General features: G+C 52.7%; 14 protein-coding genes. 3 read left to right on the top strand and 11 right to left on the bottom strand.

Annotated elements, in window-relative coordinates:
* Positions 1 to 20 precede the first annotated feature (20 nt).
* The 4 genes from P9H32_RS01820 to P9H32_RS01805 form a co-directional block, all read right to left on the bottom strand.
* Positions 21 to 638 carry a histidine phosphatase family protein gene (locus P9H32_RS01820; protein WP_322607152.1) on the bottom strand — a complete coding sequence of 206 codons (618 nt, stop codon included), beginning with the start codon at positions 636 to 638 and terminating at the stop codon, positions 21 to 23.
* Positions 639 to 712: 74 nt separating this feature from the next.
* Positions 713 to 1,147, bottom strand: coding sequence for an L-fucose mutarotase (fucU, locus tag P9H32_RS01815; protein ID WP_322607151.1), 435 nt, complete (start codon positions 1,145 to 1,147; stop codon positions 713 to 715).
* An 87-nt stretch (positions 1,148 to 1,234) separates the two neighbouring features.
* Positions 1,235 to 2,725 (bottom strand): sugar MFS transporter, encoded by a 1,491-nt coding sequence (locus tag P9H32_RS01810; RefSeq protein WP_322607150.1) that lies wholly within the window; start codon positions 2,723 to 2,725, stop codon positions 1,235 to 1,237.
* A 96-nt stretch (positions 2,726 to 2,821) separates the two neighbouring features.
* Positions 2,822 to 3,835: an aldo/keto reductase gene (locus P9H32_RS01805; protein ID WP_348534455.1), complete on the bottom strand. Its 1,014-nt coding sequence runs from the start codon at positions 3,833 to 3,835 to the stop codon at positions 2,822 to 2,824.
* A gap of 483 nt (positions 3,836 to 4,318) precedes the next feature.
* Between P9H32_RS01805 and P9H32_RS01800 the strand changes: the two genes are divergently transcribed.
* Complete coding sequence (locus P9H32_RS01800) at positions 4,319 to 5,839, top strand: sulfatase family protein (RefSeq protein ID WP_322607148.1); 1,521 nt, start codon at positions 4,319 to 4,321, stop codon at positions 5,837 to 5,839.
* A gap of 85 nt (positions 5,840 to 5,924) precedes the next feature.
* Positions 5,925 to 6,797 carry an AraC family transcriptional regulator gene (locus P9H32_RS01795; protein WP_322607147.1) on the top strand — a complete coding sequence of 291 codons (873 nt, stop codon included), beginning with the start codon at positions 5,925 to 5,927 and terminating at the stop codon, positions 6,795 to 6,797.
* An 89-nt stretch (positions 6,798 to 6,886) separates the two neighbouring features.
* Here P9H32_RS01795 and P9H32_RS01790 read toward each other — a convergent pair whose 3' ends face one another.
* The 3 genes from P9H32_RS01790 to P9H32_RS01780 form a co-directional block, all read right to left on the bottom strand.
* Entirely contained in the window at positions 6,887 to 7,294 is a 408-nt protein-coding gene (locus P9H32_RS01790) for a DUF6941 family protein (RefSeq protein ID WP_322607146.1), read from the bottom strand.
* A gap of 74 nt (positions 7,295 to 7,368) precedes the next feature.
* Positions 7,369 to 9,060 carry a dihydroxy-acid dehydratase gene (gene ilvD / locus P9H32_RS01785; protein WP_322607145.1) on the bottom strand — a complete coding sequence of 564 codons (1,692 nt, stop codon included), beginning with the start codon at positions 9,058 to 9,060 and terminating at the stop codon, positions 7,369 to 7,371.
* 412 nt (positions 9,061 to 9,472) lie between these two features.
* On the bottom strand, positions 9,473 to 10,720 hold the full coding sequence (locus tag P9H32_RS01780; RefSeq protein WP_322607144.1) for an amidohydrolase: 1,248 nt from the start codon (positions 10,718 to 10,720) through the stop codon (positions 9,473 to 9,475).
* A gap of 118 nt (positions 10,721 to 10,838) precedes the next feature.
* On the opposite strand from P9H32_RS01780, the gene P9H32_RS01775 reads away from it, so the two are divergent.
* Positions 10,839 to 12,761 (top strand): sugar phosphate nucleotidyltransferase, encoded by a 1,923-nt coding sequence (locus tag P9H32_RS01775; protein ID WP_322607143.1) that lies wholly within the window; start codon positions 10,839 to 10,841, stop codon positions 12,759 to 12,761.
* A gap of 47 nt (positions 12,762 to 12,808) precedes the next feature.
* On the opposite strand, the gene P9H32_RS01770 is transcribed toward P9H32_RS01775, so the two are convergent.
* The 4 genes from P9H32_RS01770 to P9H32_RS01755 form a co-directional block, all read right to left on the bottom strand.
* A complete protein-coding gene (locus P9H32_RS01770; protein ID WP_322607142.1) occupies positions 12,809 to 14,242 on the bottom strand; it encodes an exopolysaccharide biosynthesis polyprenyl glycosylphosphotransferase in 1,434 nt (477 codons plus the stop codon).
* 84 nt (positions 14,243 to 14,326) lie between these two features.
* Positions 14,327 to 16,507 (bottom strand): O-antigen ligase family protein, encoded by a 2,181-nt coding sequence (locus tag P9H32_RS01765; protein ID WP_322607141.1) that lies wholly within the window; start codon positions 16,505 to 16,507, stop codon positions 14,327 to 14,329.
* Positions 16,504 to 17,478 (bottom strand): NAD-dependent epimerase/dehydratase family protein, encoded by a 975-nt coding sequence (locus P9H32_RS01760; protein WP_322607140.1) that lies wholly within the window; start codon positions 17,476 to 17,478, stop codon positions 16,504 to 16,506. The genes P9H32_RS01765 and P9H32_RS01760 overlap by 4 nt, the downstream gene beginning before the upstream one ends.
* Entirely contained in the window at positions 17,471 to 19,168 is a 1,698-nt protein-coding gene (locus tag P9H32_RS01755; RefSeq protein ID WP_322607139.1) for a hypothetical protein, read from the bottom strand. The genes P9H32_RS01760 and P9H32_RS01755 overlap by 8 nt, the downstream gene beginning before the upstream one ends.
* Positions 19,169 to 19,259: the final 91 nt, after the last annotated feature.

Genomic DNA, 19,259 nt, shown 5'->3' with positions numbered 1-19,259 from the left:
GTTGCATAGTGCATTTATACTTATGCCCGTGATTCGGCGGCCGCACTGCCGCCGAGGAAAATGGATTCCACTTCGTGTTTCTTTCCCAGGCCTGTAAATTCGGTTTTCCAGATTTCACCGTTTTTGGCGATCGGATTCGGGTACTGCGGAAGAGTCTGCTCAAGATGCGCTTTAATCAGCCGCATCGTCACGGCATGCGTAACAAACAGCACCCGCTCCTCCGGCTTTTTTTCCAGAGACCGGAAAAACGGCTCCAGCCGTTCTGCGATCATTTCATACGACTCCCCGCCGCCCGCCGGCACCCAGTTCCAGCGTTTGGAACGTTCGTGCTCATAATCCGGCCGTTCATCCAGCTGCGCATACGTCATTCCGGAAAAAACGCCCAGCTCCTGTTCAATAATCCGCTCATCCGTTTCAACCTTCAGCCCGAACGCTTTGGCGATCGGCTCCGCAGTCTGCTGCGCACGCAGCAACGGCGAGCTGACCACCCGGTCGAGTTCGGCGATCTCCCGGAACTCCGCAGCAATGGCCTGAGCATCGGCCCGACCCTTTTCAGTCAGAGGGAAATCCCGGCGCGACGCCAGAATATCCTTCAGGTTCGCTTCGCTCTGTGCGTGTCGGATAAAATATACAGTCATTTGAAAACCACGGAGTACACTGAATACACCGAACCGCACTTTCCGTGCATTCCGTGTATTCAGTGGTTCATGAATCAGCCAATCGGCGTTACACCCTTTTTCAGAATGATGTTGCCGTATTTGGCGGTTGTCCCGGTAACGACGCAGGCAAATGCTTTTTCAGCACGGTCGTAAAATTCAAACCGGCCGATGCGCTTGGGGGCCGGAGCATCCGGAGCGGCTTTTTTAATGGCGGCCATATAATCGGCTTCCACCTGCGGATCGAGCTCATCGCCTTCAACTGCGGCCATCATGATCAGCGGATCATCATAGCTGTCGAGTTCGAACAGCGGAATGATGCCTTCGAGCAGATCCGGAATCTGCAGACCATCACCGCGCAGTACATTTTTCGGGCAGAAGGTGTGGCCCGGGAAGTGGGCATCGGACAGCACAATTTCGTCGCCGTGCCCCATTTCAGCGAGGATTTTCAACAGTTCAGGGCTGATAATCGGATCAATTCCTTTAAGCATGATTTTTCTCCTTTGTGAATTTTCAATAAACAGAAACGTTTCTATTCCGCCTCATGATTCGCTGCCTGCATCGAACGGAGCAGGAAATTAAACCCGGCTCTTATCATGCGCCAGAATACAGCGCAGTCCGTAGAGAGCAATGAGTACAAAACATCCTGCCGGCAGCCAGAAGGAAGTCCGAACACCAAAGTCCGTGATAACCGCCCCCTGCAGTTTGGTCAGCACGGCTCCACCGACAATCGACATGATAAGGAATGCAGATCCCAGCTTAGCCTCTTCGATCTTCAGGCCGTTCAGAGCGATTCCATATATCGTCGGGAACATTAATGACATACATGCTGAAATCATAACCAGCGACCAGAGTCCCGTCATTCCCGGAAGATAGATCGCGCCGGCAGTAAAACAGAACCCGCCGATTGCAAAGGTGAGAAGCATGGCACTGGGGCGAATGTAGCGCATCAGGAAGGTGCAGATAAAACGACTGCTGACAAAAATAATCATAGCGATAATGTTGTATCCCTGCGCTTCAGAAAGGCTCAGCCCGACCTGCTCCATGCCGTAGTGAATAATGAACGTCCAGCACATGATCTGTGCTCCGACATAGAACAACTGTGCCAGTACGCCTTCCACAAACCGTGCACGGTGACAAAGCACACTGAAAATCTCCCAGAACGGCGCATCTTTTTCCTGATCTTTTTTTCTGAATGCGGGCATTTTTGAGACCGCAAAAATACAGAGGAAAATAAATACAATACCGGCAATGACCATATAAGGGCCGCGCACATTGGCAAGGTCTGCCTGCTGAACCGTCTTGAATTCCTCCGGAGCATAAGCGCGCATTGCTTTAAGAACATTGGGCATCGCCCCGTCCAACGCACCGGACGTGGTCTTAAAGTCCGGCAGGCCCTCCTTATAAAAATCAACGACTGAACCATCGGCCAGAGTTACCTGGGTTTCTTCCGCATTGATGACAGCTCCGGCAGGCAGTTCCGCCTCATTCGTGATCAGATATTGAATCTGCTCCGGCTGCTCTTCTTTGATTTGCCCCCGAATTTCAGTAACCAGCAGACTCGGCGCCAGAATCATGGAGGCGACGGTCATACCAATCAGCGATCCGATCGGATTGAAGGACTGGGCCAGATTCAGGCGCTGTGTTGCGGTCTCCGGCGGCCCCATGGCGAGAATGTACGGATTACACGCCGTTTCAAGAAATGCGAGGCCGTATGTGATGACATAAGAAGCCAGACAGAAAAGTGCAAACTGTGCCGTCAAACTGGCCGGAATCGTGATCAAAGCCCCTCCCGCATAGAGCGTCAGGCCGATCATGATGGCCGACTTGTAGGAGAAACGGCGTATAAAAAGAACGGCCGGCAGGGCCATACAGAAATATCCGGTATAAAATGCAAACTGCAGCCAGGACGCCTGACCGGTTGTAATAATAAAAACCTGCTCGAATACCTTCACCAGCGGATTCGTAAAATCATTGGCAAATCCCCACAGGGAGAAGCAAATGGTCGTCAGAATAAACGGCAGTAGATATTCTTTCGGAACCACAGGTATCTTTTTTTCTTCACTCATCTCTAACTCTCTCCTTTATGTCTGCAACAAACCCCTCTGCTGTAAACAGGCCGGAACCCGGCCGCAACCGGGTTCCTTTTCTTTTAATGATTGAAACTACTGGGCAATCGTGCCGTCTTCGTCCCAAAGGTCTTCCCACCCTTTGCTGCCTTCCCAAAGGAATACCTGCCCTTTGATCAGGCGGCAGTTTTTATCAATCGTCGCCAGTTCGGCCATCTCTTCATCCGTGATGGTCATATAATCCGGCAGCGCGCATTTCAGGTTGCTGCGATATTCCGGCTCGAAAACGGAGAACGGAATCGGAATCTGGCCGCGCTGAACCGCCCACTTGATGCAGACCACAGCGGGATGTACTCCCAGACGTTCGGCAATTTTCTTCACCACCGGATCTTCGATATCCACCGTGTCCGTTTCGGTTTTATCGCGGTCCGGACGCGTCGGCGATCCAATCGGGCAGAACGCGATCGGCTGAATTTCTTTGGAAACGTAATAATTGAACAGTTCCGTCTGCTGGAAGTGCGGGTGCAATTCCATCTCTGTCACAACCGGCTTGATTTTACAGTCGCGCAGCAACAGTTCCATCTTAGCCTGGGTCATGTTGGAAGTCCCGATGGATTTCACGAGGCCCATTTCAACCAGCTCTTCCATCTGTGCCCAGGTTTTCATGAAATCTTCATGAATGTACGGTTTGGCATTCGGATCACGCGAATCTACAGAAACACCTTTCGCATGAAAATTCGGGAACGGCCAGTGAACCAGATAAAGGTCCAGATAATCCAGCTGCAGATCTTTGAGCGACTGTTTGCAGGATTCAACCACACGGTCATGTGCATCGTTCCAGACTTTGGACGTGATATAAAGCTCCTCACGCGGAACGCCGCCGTCCTGAATGGTCTTCAGCGCAACACCGATCTCTTTTTCGTTGCCATAAACGGAAGCGCAATCGAACGCACGCTGGCCGTATTCCGCCGCACCGACAACCGCATTGGCAATCTGGACGTTATTGAAACGGTCGGACCCGAACGTGCCCATACCAATGGCCGGCATTTCTTCTCCGTTGTTGAGTTTCTTTTTCGGAACAATGTTCGGATCAACACCGTCTTCGGCCATCACAAACGTAGTTTTCAGTTCTTCGGACATATCGCCCTCCTTCTGGGTTGGTTAACGTTACTCACTCAAACTGTTGCACAGTGTATTCACCGTACGCATAAAGAATATAAGGTATCGTTCCAGTTCCATTCCGCCAATGCACCAACTTGACCATGTAATGGACTTTTTTGACTTAAACCAAGCTAACAGAAAAACATGCCCCTATTTAACCCCGGGGAAGTAATCACGGAAAAAAGGTAGAAAATATCAGCAAACATTCCACTTCTGCACCATTCCCTTTGCAGAGAACCTCCTATCTATATTTGACCCTGATAAAGAGCGGCCTAAATCAATGCGAAAAAGTCAGAAGCCATCAAACCCGATCCATTCCCCCTGATTTTTTTACTTATATATTAGGATTCACAAACCGACTTTTTGAAGTAGGATGCTTCCGCAAAAATACAGAAAAGATTCATTCAGATCCCCACAAGGAAGGACCCCTTGATGAAAAAAATTATACCCTCCGCCATTCTCGTGATACTGGGCGCCGTCATCGCACAGGCTGCAACAGAAAAACCTAACATCCTCTTCATCTTCGCCGATGATCTTTCCTATGAAACCATTGGCGCTCACGGCATGCTGGACATCGATACCCCCCACCTCGACACACTCGTTGAGCGAGGCACAAGCTTCACCCATGCGTATAACATGGGCGCTTACAACGGAGCCGTTTGCGCCGCCAGCCGTGCCATGCTCAATTCCGGCCGCTCCGTCTGGAATGCCTGCTGGCTCGGGGAAAGCGATTTTAAAATGTCCCGCGAAAAAGACGAACAGCACATGTGGTCGCAGCAAATGAAGAAGGCGGGCTACAAAACCTATATGACCGGAAAATGGCATGTGGGTGTCCCGCCGAACGAAGTTTTCGATGTTGCTGTGGACCCGCGCGGCGGTATGCCGGAGGACTTCTGGAACAAAGGATCGGATGACGGAACCAAACCCCGCTATTACGGCTATTTCCGCCCCGCCGACGAAAACGATTACAAAAACGGCTGGAAACCGTGGGATAAGTCAAACGGCGGATACTGGAAAGGCGGAAAACACTGGAGTGAAGTCGTTGCCGACCACGGCATTGAATTCCTCGAAGATGCCGCAAAACAGGATAAACCGTTCTTTATCTATCTGGCCTTTAATGCCGCGCACGACCCTCGCCAGGCCCCCAGGGAATACATCGAACGCTATCCGCTCGACCGCATCAAACTTCCGGAAAATTTTCGTCCTGAATATGAATTCAAAGATGAAATCGGATGCGGAAAAACATTGAGGGATGCCGCTTTGGCCCCCTTCCCCCGCACAGAATTTGCAGTCAAGGTTCACCGTCAGGAATACTTCGCCCTGATCTCTCATATGGACGACCAGATTGGAAGAGTCCTTCAGGCCCTGAAAGAAACCCGCCAACTCGACAACACCTATATTGTCTTCACCGCCGACCACGGTCTTGCCGTCGGCCACCACGGTTTTATCGGGAAACAGAATATGTACGATCACAGCGTACGCGTGCCTTTCCTTATTGTCGGCCCCGATGTCAAACCCGGTGCCAGCAACGACACCCCGATCTACCTGCAGGATGTCATGCCGACAGCGCTTGAAGTAGCGGGCATTCCCGCTCCCGAATATGTCGAATTTAAAAGCCTGCTGCCTTTATTAAACGGCACCGAAACCCAACACTACGATGCAATCTACGGGGCCTATAAAGGGCTGCAGCGCATGATCTGCAAAAAAGGTTGGAAACTCATTCACTACCCAACCATCAATGAAAACAGGCTCTATAACATGAAGGCCGATCCCATGGAAATGAACGACCTTTCCGCCAACCCCGAATATGCCGCAAAGATCGAAGAACTCCACGCCGAACTGCTGACATTAAGCACCCGGCTGAACGATCCGCTCGACTATGACGATCCCGTTCGGAGCTGGAACAAAGCATCCCCGCCGAAAAAAAAGAAAAACAAAAAAAACACCCATTAAACAAGCGCATGGGGCGGTTTACTCTCGTCAAAATATTCAGAACGGATTCCACCGGTCTTCATCAAACCATGAATTGGCGGTCAGTATGGACAAGGCAACAGCTCCATTCATTTCAACACAGGTCAACTCTGGAGAATATTATTACCTTAACTTAACGCCCGAAAAAGATGCCGCCGAAATCGTTGTATGCGGCGGCCGCGAACAGACCGCTCCCACCTACCGGATCAAACGCAAAAGCTTCAAATTCTACTCCATTGAATTTGTCTCTTCCGGCCGCGGCAGCATTACCATGGACGGTAAAACGTATCCGCTGCGCCCCGGTGCCATCTACTGCTATGGCCCCCGAACCCCGCATACGATCGAAACCGATCCCGAGCACCCTATGCTCAAGCACTTTGTTGATTTCACCGGACGTGCACTGGAAGAACTGCTGAAAACCACGCCCTTTCTCAGCGGGCGCCCCCTCTTTGTTTCGCGCCCGTTCCGTATTCGGAATATTTTTGAAAACCTCATCACCACCGGAAACACAGAAAGCCGAAACCGCGATGCCCTCTGCGCCCTGCTGCTGCGCCAGCTGATTCTCACCGCCGACGACACCGCAATGGATGCCGACGCCGCCTTTTCGCCCGCCTGGCAGACCTATATGCGCTGCCGGCAGTTCATTGAGCGCAACTACCTCGATCTTCCAAACATTGGAAACGCCGCCGAGGCCTGCTTCATCGACCAGGCCTATCTCTCCCGCCTGTTCAAACGCTTTGCCGATGAATCGCCGCTGCAGCTGCTTACCCGTCTGAAAATGAGCAAGGCCGCCGACCTGCTCAGCAGCGGCGACCTTCTGGTTAAACAGGTCGGAGAAAAAGTGGGCTTTTCCGATCCCTACCACTTTTCCCGCGTCTTCAAACGGGTCTACGGAATCCCCCCCGAAACCTTCACCGTGGCCGCACGCCGGCAGGGATAAAAAAGGCACCCCGAAAAAAAGGAGATCGGCATCAGCTCGGAGGTTTCCGATTACGGCCCGATGCATGGTTCCAATCCCTGGAAAAACAGCTAAGCGGGCGTCGCCCGCGGCATCTGCCGCACGCGCAGCGGCAGCGAAGCCAAAGCCACTTCATCGATGGAAAGATTAATCTGGTAATCAGTAAATTCGTTGAATTTCACATTCTGAAAATTAAGGATCAGATTCACCGCAACCGATCCGATATCCGACCCCATGCGGGGATTCACCTCCCCTTCCATGGTCTGGAAAACGGGAATTCCGTCGGGATTCACCAGCTGGAGCCGAACCGAATGCCGGCCCTCTTCCATTTTATCGAACCGGAGCCGCAGCGCAATGGCGCAGGCGGGATGCACCACCGGCAGTTTGGCCGCATAAATCTGATCGAATGTGCCGAGCAGGTTCAGCTTACCGTGGTTATCGGTCGCGGCATCGCACAATGCAAAAACTTCAACTTTCATAATAACGGATCTCCTGAACAAAACGTAGGCGAAGAGCCTGCCCGGAAAAAGCCGGAAGTTCCGGAGATTGAAAATCAGCCGGTTACCGCCCCTTCGGATGCGGGGCCGACAAGCTTCGCATATTTCGCCAGCACCCCGGTTTTATGTTTCGGACGCGGCGGTTTCCAGGCTTTGGAACGGCGGGCCAGCTCCGCAGCGGACAGTTTCACCTCGATGGAACGCCTCGACGCATCGATGGAAATTACATCCCCGTTTTTCACCAGCGCCAATGGACCGCCCACATAAGCCTCCGGCGTAATATGGCCAATCACAAAACCGTGGCTTCCGCCTGAGAACCGCCCATCAGTAATCAACGCCACCTCTTTGCCGAGTCCCCGTCCCATAATGGCCGACGTGGGCGAAAGCATTTCACGCATACCCGGACCGCCCTGCGGTCCTTCATAACGAATCACCACCACATGCCCGGCTTTGACCGAACCGCCGAGAATTTTTTTCAGGGCCTGCTCCTCGGAATTAAACACCACGGCTTTGCCTTCAAAACAAAGCCCCTCCTTGCCCGAAATTTTGGCCACGGCACCGTCGGGCGCGAGATTCCCTTTCAGAATCACCAGATGACCGTCCTTTTTAATCGGGCGGTTCATCGGCCGGATAATATCCTGCTTTTTCGGATAGGGCTTCACCAGCGCAAGATTCTGCTTCAGCGTTTTCCCCGTCACAGTCATGCAGTTTCCATCAATAAGCCCCTCCCGCATCAGTCGGGCCATCAGCGGGGCCACGCCGCCGATCTGCGCCAAATCATTCATCACATATTTTCCGCTCGGTTTAAGATCAGCCAGCACCGGCACCTTTTTTCCGATGGCGGTAAAATCGGCCAGCTTAAGCCGCACCTTCGCCGCACGGGCCATAGCCAGCAGATGCAGGACCGCATTGGTCGAACCGCCCAGGGCCATCACCACAGTAATGGCATTGAGAAATGCGGTCCGCGTGAGAATATCCGACGGTTTAATATTTTTTTCCACCAGATGCATCACCGCCCGTCCGGCGGCATGCGACTCTTCCCGTTTATCCTTCGATGCCGCCACGCGCGACGAGCTGTTCGGCAGGGCCATTCCCAGCGCCTCGATGGCTGAAGCCATGGTATTGGCCGTATACATGCCGCCGCACGACCCCTCCCCGGGAATGGCACAGCGTTCGATTTCGGTCAGCACCTTTGAACTGATTTCACCTTTGGCGTGCTGCCCAACCGCCTCGAAAACCGAGACAATATCAATATCCTTTCCGCAATAGCTGCCCGGCTTAATGCTGCCGCCGTAAACAAAGACCGAAGGACGGTTCAACCGGGCCAGCGCCATCAGACAGCCCGGCATATTTTTATCGCACCCGCCGAACGCCACCACCCCGTCAAACCCTTCACAGGCCGTGACAGCTTCGATGGAATCGGCAATGATTTCACGCGAAACCAGCGAGTATTTCATGCCCTCAGTCCCCATGGAAATCCCATCGGAAATCGAAATCGTATTAAACTGCACCGCTTTTCCGCCCGCAACCGCCACGCCCTTTTCCGCTTCATCGGCCAGCCGGTTGATGTGCATATTGCACGGCGTCACCATACTCCAGGTCGACGCAATGCCAATCTGCGGCTTTTTAAAGTCGGCATCGGAAAAACCCACTGCCCGAAGCATCGACCGGCTTGGAGCCCGTTCAACGCCATCGACGATGGTGGATGAATACAGCCGCTGGTCTTTCCCGAATTTTTTTGCGCTCATACATTGCCCTCCGAGGTTGGCCCCAGTGTAAAAGGCTATTCTGCGCATGCAACCCATTAAACCGCATTTCACTGGCGCGAAAAGCCGTTTCCAAGGACTGGAAATTCGCATTTTCCGGAATTTTCCGGCCGAACAGAAACCGCATCCCGGCACTTTTCCGGGCTGATAACGGGGTTCAGGACGACTAATCAGAAAGTTGGCTCAATATTTGCTTATTCCTATTGAAATTGAACGAGGGAAAATCGATATGAAAACATGGTCAATTGTTGCAGTGGAAGTTTCGATGGCTTTGACAGGACTCGCCATGATCGGTCTGATGGTCATCGTGGCGTTTGATTAATCTGATTTTTTAAAATAAGGGACATTCTCCCGTGGTTCCAATGGCTGGAAAAATCCTCCTCCCGGGATCCAGTCATTGGAACCTATTTTTATATTTTCGCGCCTCGGCGATGATCTCTTCCTCGCCATCAACGCGTCCATTCCGCATCAACACCCGCCCATTGCAGATCACGGTATCAATACACGATGAATCTGCACTGTAGACCATATCCGAAATAAGATCGTAGCCGGGCACGAGGCGCGGATTTTCCAAATTCACCATAACGCAGTCAGCCAGTCGGCCTTCTGCAATTTCCCCCGCATCAAGCCCCAGTGCCGCGGCCCCGTTCCCTGTCGCCATATCAAACACCGTCTTTGCCGGAAGCAACGTGGGATCGCCATGAACCACTTTGGCCTGCAGTGCAGCCAGTTTCATTTCTTCCAGCATACACAGATTATTGTTCGAAGACGCCCCGTCGGTGCCCAACGAAAGCTTCACCCCGGCCTGCAACATCTTCTGAACGGGGAAACTGCCGGAAGCCAGTTTCATATTCGATCCCGGATTATGCACCACCTGCACCCCGCGGCGGGCCAGAATCTCAATTTCTTCATCGTTCACATGCACCACATGCGCGGCAATCGTCTGCTCATCCAGCAACCCGTTTTTTTCCAGCCATTGGACCGGCCGCAGCCCATGTTCCGCCAGACAGTCCGCCACTTCTTTTTCAGTTTCCGAAAGATGAATATGAAACAGCAACCCGTTTTCCCGGGCAAAAGCCTTGGCCCATTTCAACGAGGCCTCGGACACGGTGTAAATGGCATGCGGTCCCAGCGAAAAGCCTATCCGGTCGGAATAGCGTTTTGATTCTTCGTACAGTTTTTCCGCAAGTTTTCGTTCCTTTTCCGCCCGAGCTTCATCATTCAAATCAATAAACACCGACGACAGTACCGCTCGCAGCCCCATTTCTTCAACCGCTCGCGCCACCCCGTGGAAGTGCCAGTACATATCCGCAAAACAGGTCGTTCCGGATTTGATCATTTCCAGACAAGCCAGCCGTGCCCCGTGATAGATATCCTCCTCGGTCATCGTTGCTTCCAACGGCCAGATATGATTATTCAGCCAGTCGTGCAGATGCAGGTCATCGGCATAACTCCGCAGCAGCGTCATCGAAGCATGGGTGTGCATATTCACCAGCCCCGGAATAATCGCCATACCTGTTGCGTCCAGAATTTCTGCCCCTTCCGCCTCAAGTTCCGGCGCAATAGACGCGAAGCGGTTTCCCTGAATCAGCACATCCGTGCAAACCCCGTTCAATTCAATATTTTTTATCAGCAAACTCATCGCTTTCTCCCATCGGACGCAACTCTAGACATCCCCCGGCCAATAGTCATTCTCCTTTTGACTTCCAACCCTTGGAAAACCATGGCTTAAATGGACACCTTTAAGTAAGGGGAATAGTATGAAACTTTTTGTTCCGGGCAGAATCTGCCTTTTCGGCGAGCACTCCGACTGGGCCGGCGGTTACCGCCGCGTCAATGCAGACATCGAAAAAGGCACCGCACTGATTGTGGGCACGAACCAGGGGCTTTATGCCGAAGCCAAACCGCATCCGGACAAACTGATCCTCAAAGCCTGTTTTGAAGACGGCCGCCGCGCGGAAACCATAGAGCTCCCCATGGAGCGCGAAGCGTTGCTGAACGAGGCGGTCAAGGGCGGTTTTGCAAGCTATGCCGCCGGCGTGGCGTATCAGATTCTGACGCACTACCGGGTTCGCGGCCTGGAGATTGACAACTATCATACCGACCTTCCGGTTCAGAAAGGACTCTCCTCATCAGCCGCCATTACAGTACTCGTGGCCCGCGCGTTCAACCGGATTTATGACCTGAAGATGACGGTGCGCGGAGAAATGGAATATGCCTATCTCGGCGAGATCACCACCCCATCGCGCTGCGGCCGGCTCGACCAGGGATGCGCTTACGGAAACCGCCCCATTAAAATGACGTTCGACGGCGACCGGCTCGATGTGGAAGAACTGAATGTTCCCGCCCCGCTGCACTATGTGATTGTGGACCTGAAAGCCCACAAGGATACGGTCGAAATTCTCGCCAAACTGAACCAGTGCTATCCGTTTGCTGAAAATGAAATGCAGGAAAAAGTTCAGGAATATCTCGGGCCGATTAATTCCGACCTCAATACCCGGGCCGCAGAAGCCATCCGGCAGGGAGATGCCGAAACCGTCGGAAAACTGATGACCGAAGCCCAGGCGAAATTTGATGAGCACCTGCAACCGGCCTGTCCTTCCCAGCTGACGTCACCCGTACTTCACAAACTGCTGAACTATGAACCCATTCAAAAACACATTCTCGGGGGGAAAGGCGTCGGCTCTCAGGGGGACGGCACCGCGCAGTTTCTGGTGAAAGATTCCGACGCGCAGAACACCGTGATTGAAATTATCGAGCGCGACCTGCAGATGCCCTGTATGAAACTGGATATTGATTCGGTCAACCAGCTTCGCAAAGCCCTCATCCCCGCAGCCGGTTTCGGCGACCAGCTTTTCCCCTCTTCCAAAACGCTGAAAAAAGAGATGTTCCCGATCATCGATCGCGACGGCCGCGCCAAACCGGTCATTATGGTGATTGTGGAACAGGTACTGAACGCCGGAATCGACGAGGTCGGCATTGTGATTCAGGAGTCGGACCGCGAACTGTTCGAAGACTTTTTTCACCAGCGACTTCCGATCGAGCACCTGCAGAAACTGCCGCAGGAAGATCAGCGCTATATGCAGCACATCATGGACATTGGCAATAGAGTATCGTTGATCGTTCAGGATGGCCAGGAAGGCTTCGGCCACGCCGTTTACTCCGCCAGAGAATGGGTGGGTAATGAGCCGTTTATTCTGATGCTGGGCGACCACCTCTTTGCTTCGGAAACGGACAAACCCTGCATTCAGCAGTTGATTGAAGTGTATGAAAAAACCGGCCGCAGCGTCGTCGGTCTGCGGGAAACCCCCGAAGAAAAAATCAAACACTTCGGCTGTGCCACCGGCATCTGGGAATCCGACTGCGATATGCTTTCAATCACGGAATTTGTGGAAAAACCGTCGGTGGAATATGCCCGGAAACATCTCGACACGCAAGGCGTCCCCGAAGGCCATTTTCTGGCCATATTCGGGCAGTATATTCTCACCCCGCACATCTTCCAGCTGCTGGAAGATCACATTTCCCGCAATGTCCGCGAGGGTGGAGCTTTTCAGCTGACTTCGTGTCTCGACCGGTTGCGACAGGAAGAGGGCTTTCTGGGGTTGCGGATTAAAGGTCGGCGTTTTGATATCGGCAATCCGGAAGACTACCGCCAGACCCTGATTGATTATCAGAACAGCTAAACGTTGGTTGCCGGTTTTTTCCATACCGTCACAACACCTAACCGCCGTTAATACGCGCCTTCCTGCTTAAAGACGGCCTTGAAGGTGCGGAAGATAATCACGACATCAAGCCAGATCGACCAGTTCCGCACATAATACGGGTCCCATTTTTCCATGCCGGCGGTACCGGCTTCACTGCGACCGGAAACCTGCCAGAGACCGGTAATACCCGGCTGAACTTTGTCGCGAAGAAAACGGACCTGTTCGGGCAGTTCATCAAAATGGTATTTGGGCAACGGCCGCGGCCCCACCAGCGACATCGTTCCGCGAAGCACATTCAGCAACTGCGGAATTTCATCCAACGAGGTTTTACGGAGAAAATTTCCGACCGTTGTAATCCGCGGATCCCTCTTCAGTTTAAAATGCTGCTCCCACTCCGCCTTCAACGCCGCATCCTTTTTCAGGGCTCGTTCGAGTACCCGTTCGGCATTCGGCACCATCGTCCGGAACTTTACCGTTCTGAATGTGCCCCCTGTCCGGCCGACGCGCTCCTGCAGAAAAATCGGATTTTTCCGATCCTCCAGCCAAATCAGCATATACAGCACAAACATCAGCGGCCCCCACAACGGCGCTGTTCCAAACACCAGAAGCAGATCCATTAGCCGTTTAAAAAACCGGGCAAACGGATTCAGGAGATTTTTCGTAATTTCCAAACCGAGGATTCCCTGCAAATCGCGGGGAGTTACCCACAGCGAAGGCGCATCTTCGAGGTCCGGAATCAGGATAACCCGGCGGTAATACCCCAGCGGCCCTTCAAGAATTTTAACGACCTGATGTCTGGAGCGTTGCATCCCCGTGGTCACGATAGCCACCGGAGCCCGGCTGGTGATGTTATGCAAATTCCCCCGAACCGAAACCCCGCTGATGACCGACCCCTGGGCTACCTCGTCTGAAAATATGGCCGAAGGAATGTAGCCCAGTCCCGGCTCTGCACGCAGTGCATTAATCACCGTGGCCACCGATCTGCGGTCCCCGTAAATGGAAACCGGAACCCCCCACTCTGAGCAACGAATCACCAAACCCCGCATGGCCGCCCGTCCCAGCGGAATCAGAACAGCACTGAACAGATAGGTGAACAGGAAGACAATACGACTCTGTACAAATGTCTTCTGGGATAAAAACGTGGCAATCAATATCACCGCAAACATGAGGAAAAGAGCGCATTGAATTCGTCGAAGTTCATCCACCACGCCGATGCCCCAACCGGGCAGGAGTCGTGAAATCATCGCAATAAGCAGCCATACCGGAATAATCAGATAGCTGTGACCGAGTGCGAAAGGAAGTCCATTGATCCAAAGCAGCAGCAACTTCGCGATAATCACAGAAACCGCTACAACCAGCGTATCAGACAGCGCCACGGACATGGCATTGAATATGGCCCGCCGATAATAGTTCGCCGGCTTCACGCCCGCCGAATCGACATTAACAACACTACTCTTCAAATGAACTCCCTTTAATATGGAAAACCGTGCACCAAACTAGCAAATAATACTAGCCCTTTCTTTGTCGGGATCGTTTTTTAGCACTTACTGTTCCATCAGTTCGAAAAGATCATCAAGCGACTGATCTTTTTGAGTATTACCGGGTGCGGTTGAAAACTGTTCAATGACCGACTGCACATCGATTTTCTTTACCGAGTCCACGGGCCTTGGATCCGGGGCCGGTTCGTCCCCGTTACGCAGCCGCTTTTCCAACCATTGGATATTTGTACGGGACGACCGGGTCCGCCGCACCGTCTCCATATACCGGAATGCATCGAGCGCAGCGTCATATTTTCCCGCCCGCCGCAGTTCAACCCCGAGAATCCACCAGTATTCGTCATTAAATTTGCGGTAATTACATGCCTCCTGAATCAAACTCAACCCTTTCGACTCCAGTTCGGTATCCGGCGGCCTGCTATGCGGCATTCCAACCCCGCGATACCGGCTTAGAAATGTCAAGGTGCGCCCCAGTGCAACAAGCGATTCCGGATCCTTCGGATTAAACTGCACCGCCTTTTCAAACCACATTTTTTCCTGCTGCGCCAACGCGGTTTTTTCTTCAGGGACCAGACAATGCCGCCGTCGCTCATGAACAATGCGGCCCAGTCCACGATAGGCCCGCCAGTTATCCGGGGATAATTTCACCGCCAATTGATAATAGGCTTCAGTCTGTCCGGGCGACTGCATCTGCGGAATTTTTCCCTCCACTTTCTGCGCCCCCGACGCATTAAAAAAAGCCGATCCCATCACCGGCACAGCGGCGATCGCCAATACCACAAATCCCAAAGCCAGCGCGCCCTGAAAAACACCGCACAGCCAGTCAGGCCGAACCCGCCTTTTTTCCGAAGCTTCAATCCCGGTTTCCGCCCCATCATCCGCAGCACTGTGCTCAGCCCGCTTTTTCCTGCGCCGATGCGCTTTTTTCGATCTGCGGTCCGATCCCGCAATCGGCCCTATGGCCAGCGCCGCCAACAAGGCCAATATCATCGCATTCGGGAAAACATGCATTTGGAAATCGAAGAATGAATGTACCATCGTACCGGCCACCGCCCCGAGAAACGCAAAACCCATAAAGGCATGGCGCGTTTCCTCGGCCCGCAGCGATTTCACCAGTACCCAGATACCGCCCCACAGCCAGGCCAATGCAAACAACGCAAAACCGATAAGTCCGAATTCGGAAGCCAGTTCCAGATATTCATTATGCGGATGCCCCGTCAGTATTCTCTTGCCCTTAAAACGCTTTCTGAATTCCGGATAGGCATACCGATAGGATCCCGGCCCGTATCCGGTCATTGGATTCGCCGAGATCATATCCAGCGTATCCATCCAGGTCTGCGGCCGGAAATCCGGCGAATCACTGCCGATTCCTCCGCTGGCCTGCCCCTCCAGAAATTCCACTACCGGCTCCATGCGCCGCTGGAAGGTCTCCGAATAACGCCATGCCCCAACAAGCAACAGCACCGAACAGAGCGGAACCAGAACCACCAGACCCGCAAACAGTTTTTTACTTTTCCGCAGCGCCATCAGACAAAGCACAACCCCGACCCCGGCGATACTGCCCAGCCAGCCCGCCCGCGACTCCGTCAGAAACAGCGGCGGCAGCATCGCCACAAAACTGTACGCCGCCAGAATTTTAAGATAGATCCCGCTCTGGGGAATAAACAGCAACGCCAGACAGAACGGCAGCAACATCTGCATCAAATGCGCAAAATGGTTCGGACAGATATAGGTCGAAGCCAGCCGTTTTGAAGAAGTCAGATAATGATCCGTATACCGTTCCGTCCAGAGTATGGACATCGGCGATTTAAAATGAATAATCATGCCGTAAAGTGCCAACAGCATGACCATAAAAATCAGCCCGCCGAGCATGATACGACTGTCCTTGAATGCCGTAAACTCCCGCCCCCAGACCATAAACGAACCGATCACCGTTGCGAAAAACAGCATCCGTATTTTGGCCTCAAAGGTCATCAGCGCCTCCGGCACCATCGCCGCGCCCCACAGGAAGAAAAGGATCCACAGACTCGACGAAACCGGCAGTTTCACAGCACCTCCGCCGGCCTCCTTCCGCTGGAATGCCTCCGCGGCACCCCGCAGCAGCGCCGCCGCCACCGCAAACAGTCCGACCACAAAAACGGGCCCCAGCAACAGACTCTTATCCTGCCCCATCACGCCGTAGAGCAGGAACGTCAGTACGGTTAAAATAATTAAGACCAACGCACTCATTTCGAAAAACAGTTCAATGCCCGCTCAATGCCTTCCCGAAAAGACAGAGAATATTCAAACCCCAGTTTATTCTGCAGGGCCGTATCGCCCCCCCGCGCAAACACCCCTTCAGGGGTATTGCTGGTGCCTTTTACTTCAGGATTAAAACCCAGAATATCCGAAGCTGTTTTTACAAAATCCACAAAGCTGGTAAATATCCCGGTTGAAAGATTGATCGCCGAACCGTCATCGATCTGATCCATGGTTTTCAGGACTCCCGTCACACAGTCGTCAATATGAATAAAATCCCGCATCTGACGGCCCGTCCCCCAAACCCCGATTTCGGGTGCCCCTCTGTTTTCCAACACCCGTTTACAAATGCTGGGAAACGGATAGGTGTCATCCTGATCCTCACCGTACCCGGAAAACGGGCGGTAGCTCACCGACTTCAGATCATGCTTCTCATAAGCCAACCGCGCACAATATTCATGCGTCAGTTTCGCCCAGCCATACGTCATATCCGGCATTCCCAGATGCTCGTCGAACGAAATCATATCCTCCTTAAGCAACACATAATGATCCGGCCGCTGCAGATGAACCGGATACGCCGCACTGGAGCTGAAAACAATGGTTTTTCCGGGGTTTGTTTTAGCCGCCCACTGCCAATATTCCGCGTCGATCGACAGATCGTCCGCCACAGCCAACGGATTATTTTCAATCATAGCCCGTCCGCCCACCATGGCGGCCAGATGATAGGCATAGTCAAAATCTGTATCCTGATGATTTTTGAACCAGTCCCGACAATCCTCCGCATAGAAATGGAAATTCTCGAATTCCAAAGGCTGGAAAAGCGGCCAGTCTTTCGGATCGATTGCACCGCTCAGCGGTTCCAGAAGATCAACGCAATGAATTTCATGCCCTTCCGGCAGCAGTCGCTGTATAAAATGCCGTCCTACAAAACCGGCCCCACCGGTTATCAGAATCTTACTCATTACTCTCCCTGTCTCCCATGTATTGATAGATCCCGCCGAATTCATCCTTTTTCACCAACTCAAACCGTGCGCGCATCCGCTTCCCGATCTTTACCATACGGTCATACATTTCCGGTGATCGGCATTTCATCGATTCCAACGGCTGAAAAAATGTATCCACAGCATAGGCATTGCCTTCTATCAAACCAAGTCTTTCATCCAACTCTTCAAAGGAATCGCTGCTCGAAACCCGCACTTCCGCGTCGGCAAAATAATTAAGGTAAAAAATAAGGATCGGCTCATAACTGGTCAGGATCAGATCCTCCCGCGTCGTATGTTCCAGCAGCCATTTACTCTTCTGTGCATGATAATCCGATCGTTCAGAGCGTACAGGAAGCATCCCTGCAATCAGATTATGAGCGAACAGACAAAAGACTAAAATCCAACCCACGCGTCCACGCAGAAGGGATGAAAACAGAAGCCAGCATGGAATCAGCGCCATAATCCACAGCTCCGGACTCCCCGCCTCCGTACGGATCACCGCCACCCCATAAAGTAAAAACCAGACGATCGCTGACAAAGTCAGCGGTTTGAGGTTTGAAGCAGAAAGTTTGGAGTTAGCGAGTAGCGGCTTATCCCCCTTTTTAGCTTCAATCTCAGAGCCTCGATTAACCCCCTCCTTTTCCGTAGCCCAGCGCCTAAAGCCCAAGGCCCACTCACACCCCAACCACAAACCACAAACTGCAAACAACGACAACGTCGCCACTCCGGCAACCGGAATCCACCCCGGCATCTTTGAGGCCATATAAAATTCTTCTCCCAACATCCGCGACGGGAAGAAGTCCGACAGCATTTCCCTAAACTCCTCAAACCCGAAAAGAAAATTAGCCGAAAGCACACATTGCCCGAAAGCAATCATTCCCCGCAGACCGTTCTTCAGCCCCAGCCCGCCCTCCGCCGCATGATGCTGCGCACCCAGCTCCGAAAAATCCAGCCACGGCGAACAGATCAAATAGCCCGCCAAAACCAGGAGCCCCGTGGCGACACCGTGCAGCAGCGCTTTTTTCCAATCGCTGGAAAGCAGATAATACAGCGGAATAATCAGCAACAGCGGAACGGCATTCAACAGATGTACCAGGCAGCCCAAGGCCGATACTGCAATACACCACCACACCTTATCCCCTAAACAAAAGCACCAGGCCCCAAGCACTAAGAAAGCCGCAAGAATATAGGTTTCCGCCTCGTTCGCATAACGCCAGAAACCGTAACTGAAAGCCAGCAGCAAGGCTGCTGGGAGCTTGACGTTTGGAGTTGGAAGTTTGACGGTTTCAACATCTTCATCTTCCGATGCTTGTTTGCCCACTCTGACGCCTGCCCCCCCATGCGCTTTGCCGGAAAATGCCGCCCACAGCATTTTCCAAAACAGCACCACACACCCGACCGCCAGCATTCGGTTCAGGAAAATCATAAACGGAAACGCGCGCCCCGAATATCCCGCCAGTTGCGCGATACGGTATGTCCATCCAAACATTGGAAGCGCCAACACCCGGTTCACCCCCGCCTGATCCGCGAACGTCCCCTGTTCCACCCAGCACGCAAAATCATACACATCCTCCGCCTCGGAATGGTTCTGCGGCGCCGTCAGAAAATACACCGCAAACAGCGCAACAGCACTTAACAGGAGGATCAGCTTTGTACGGTTAATAAACACCGGTACACGCTAATTTCATGCAATAACCCTGTAAACAAAAAAGCCCCGGAATCATTTGATTCCAAGGCTCATCATTATTCAGAAACACAAC

Origin of the sequence: Pontiella agarivorans (assembly GCF_034531395.1) — a bacterium.
In the GTDB taxonomy this organism is placed as follows: Bacteria; Verrucomicrobiota; Kiritimatiellia; order Kiritimatiellales; family Pontiellaceae; genus Pontiella; species Pontiella agarivorans.
This window is presented reverse-complemented; position numbering and strand designations above follow the sequence as displayed.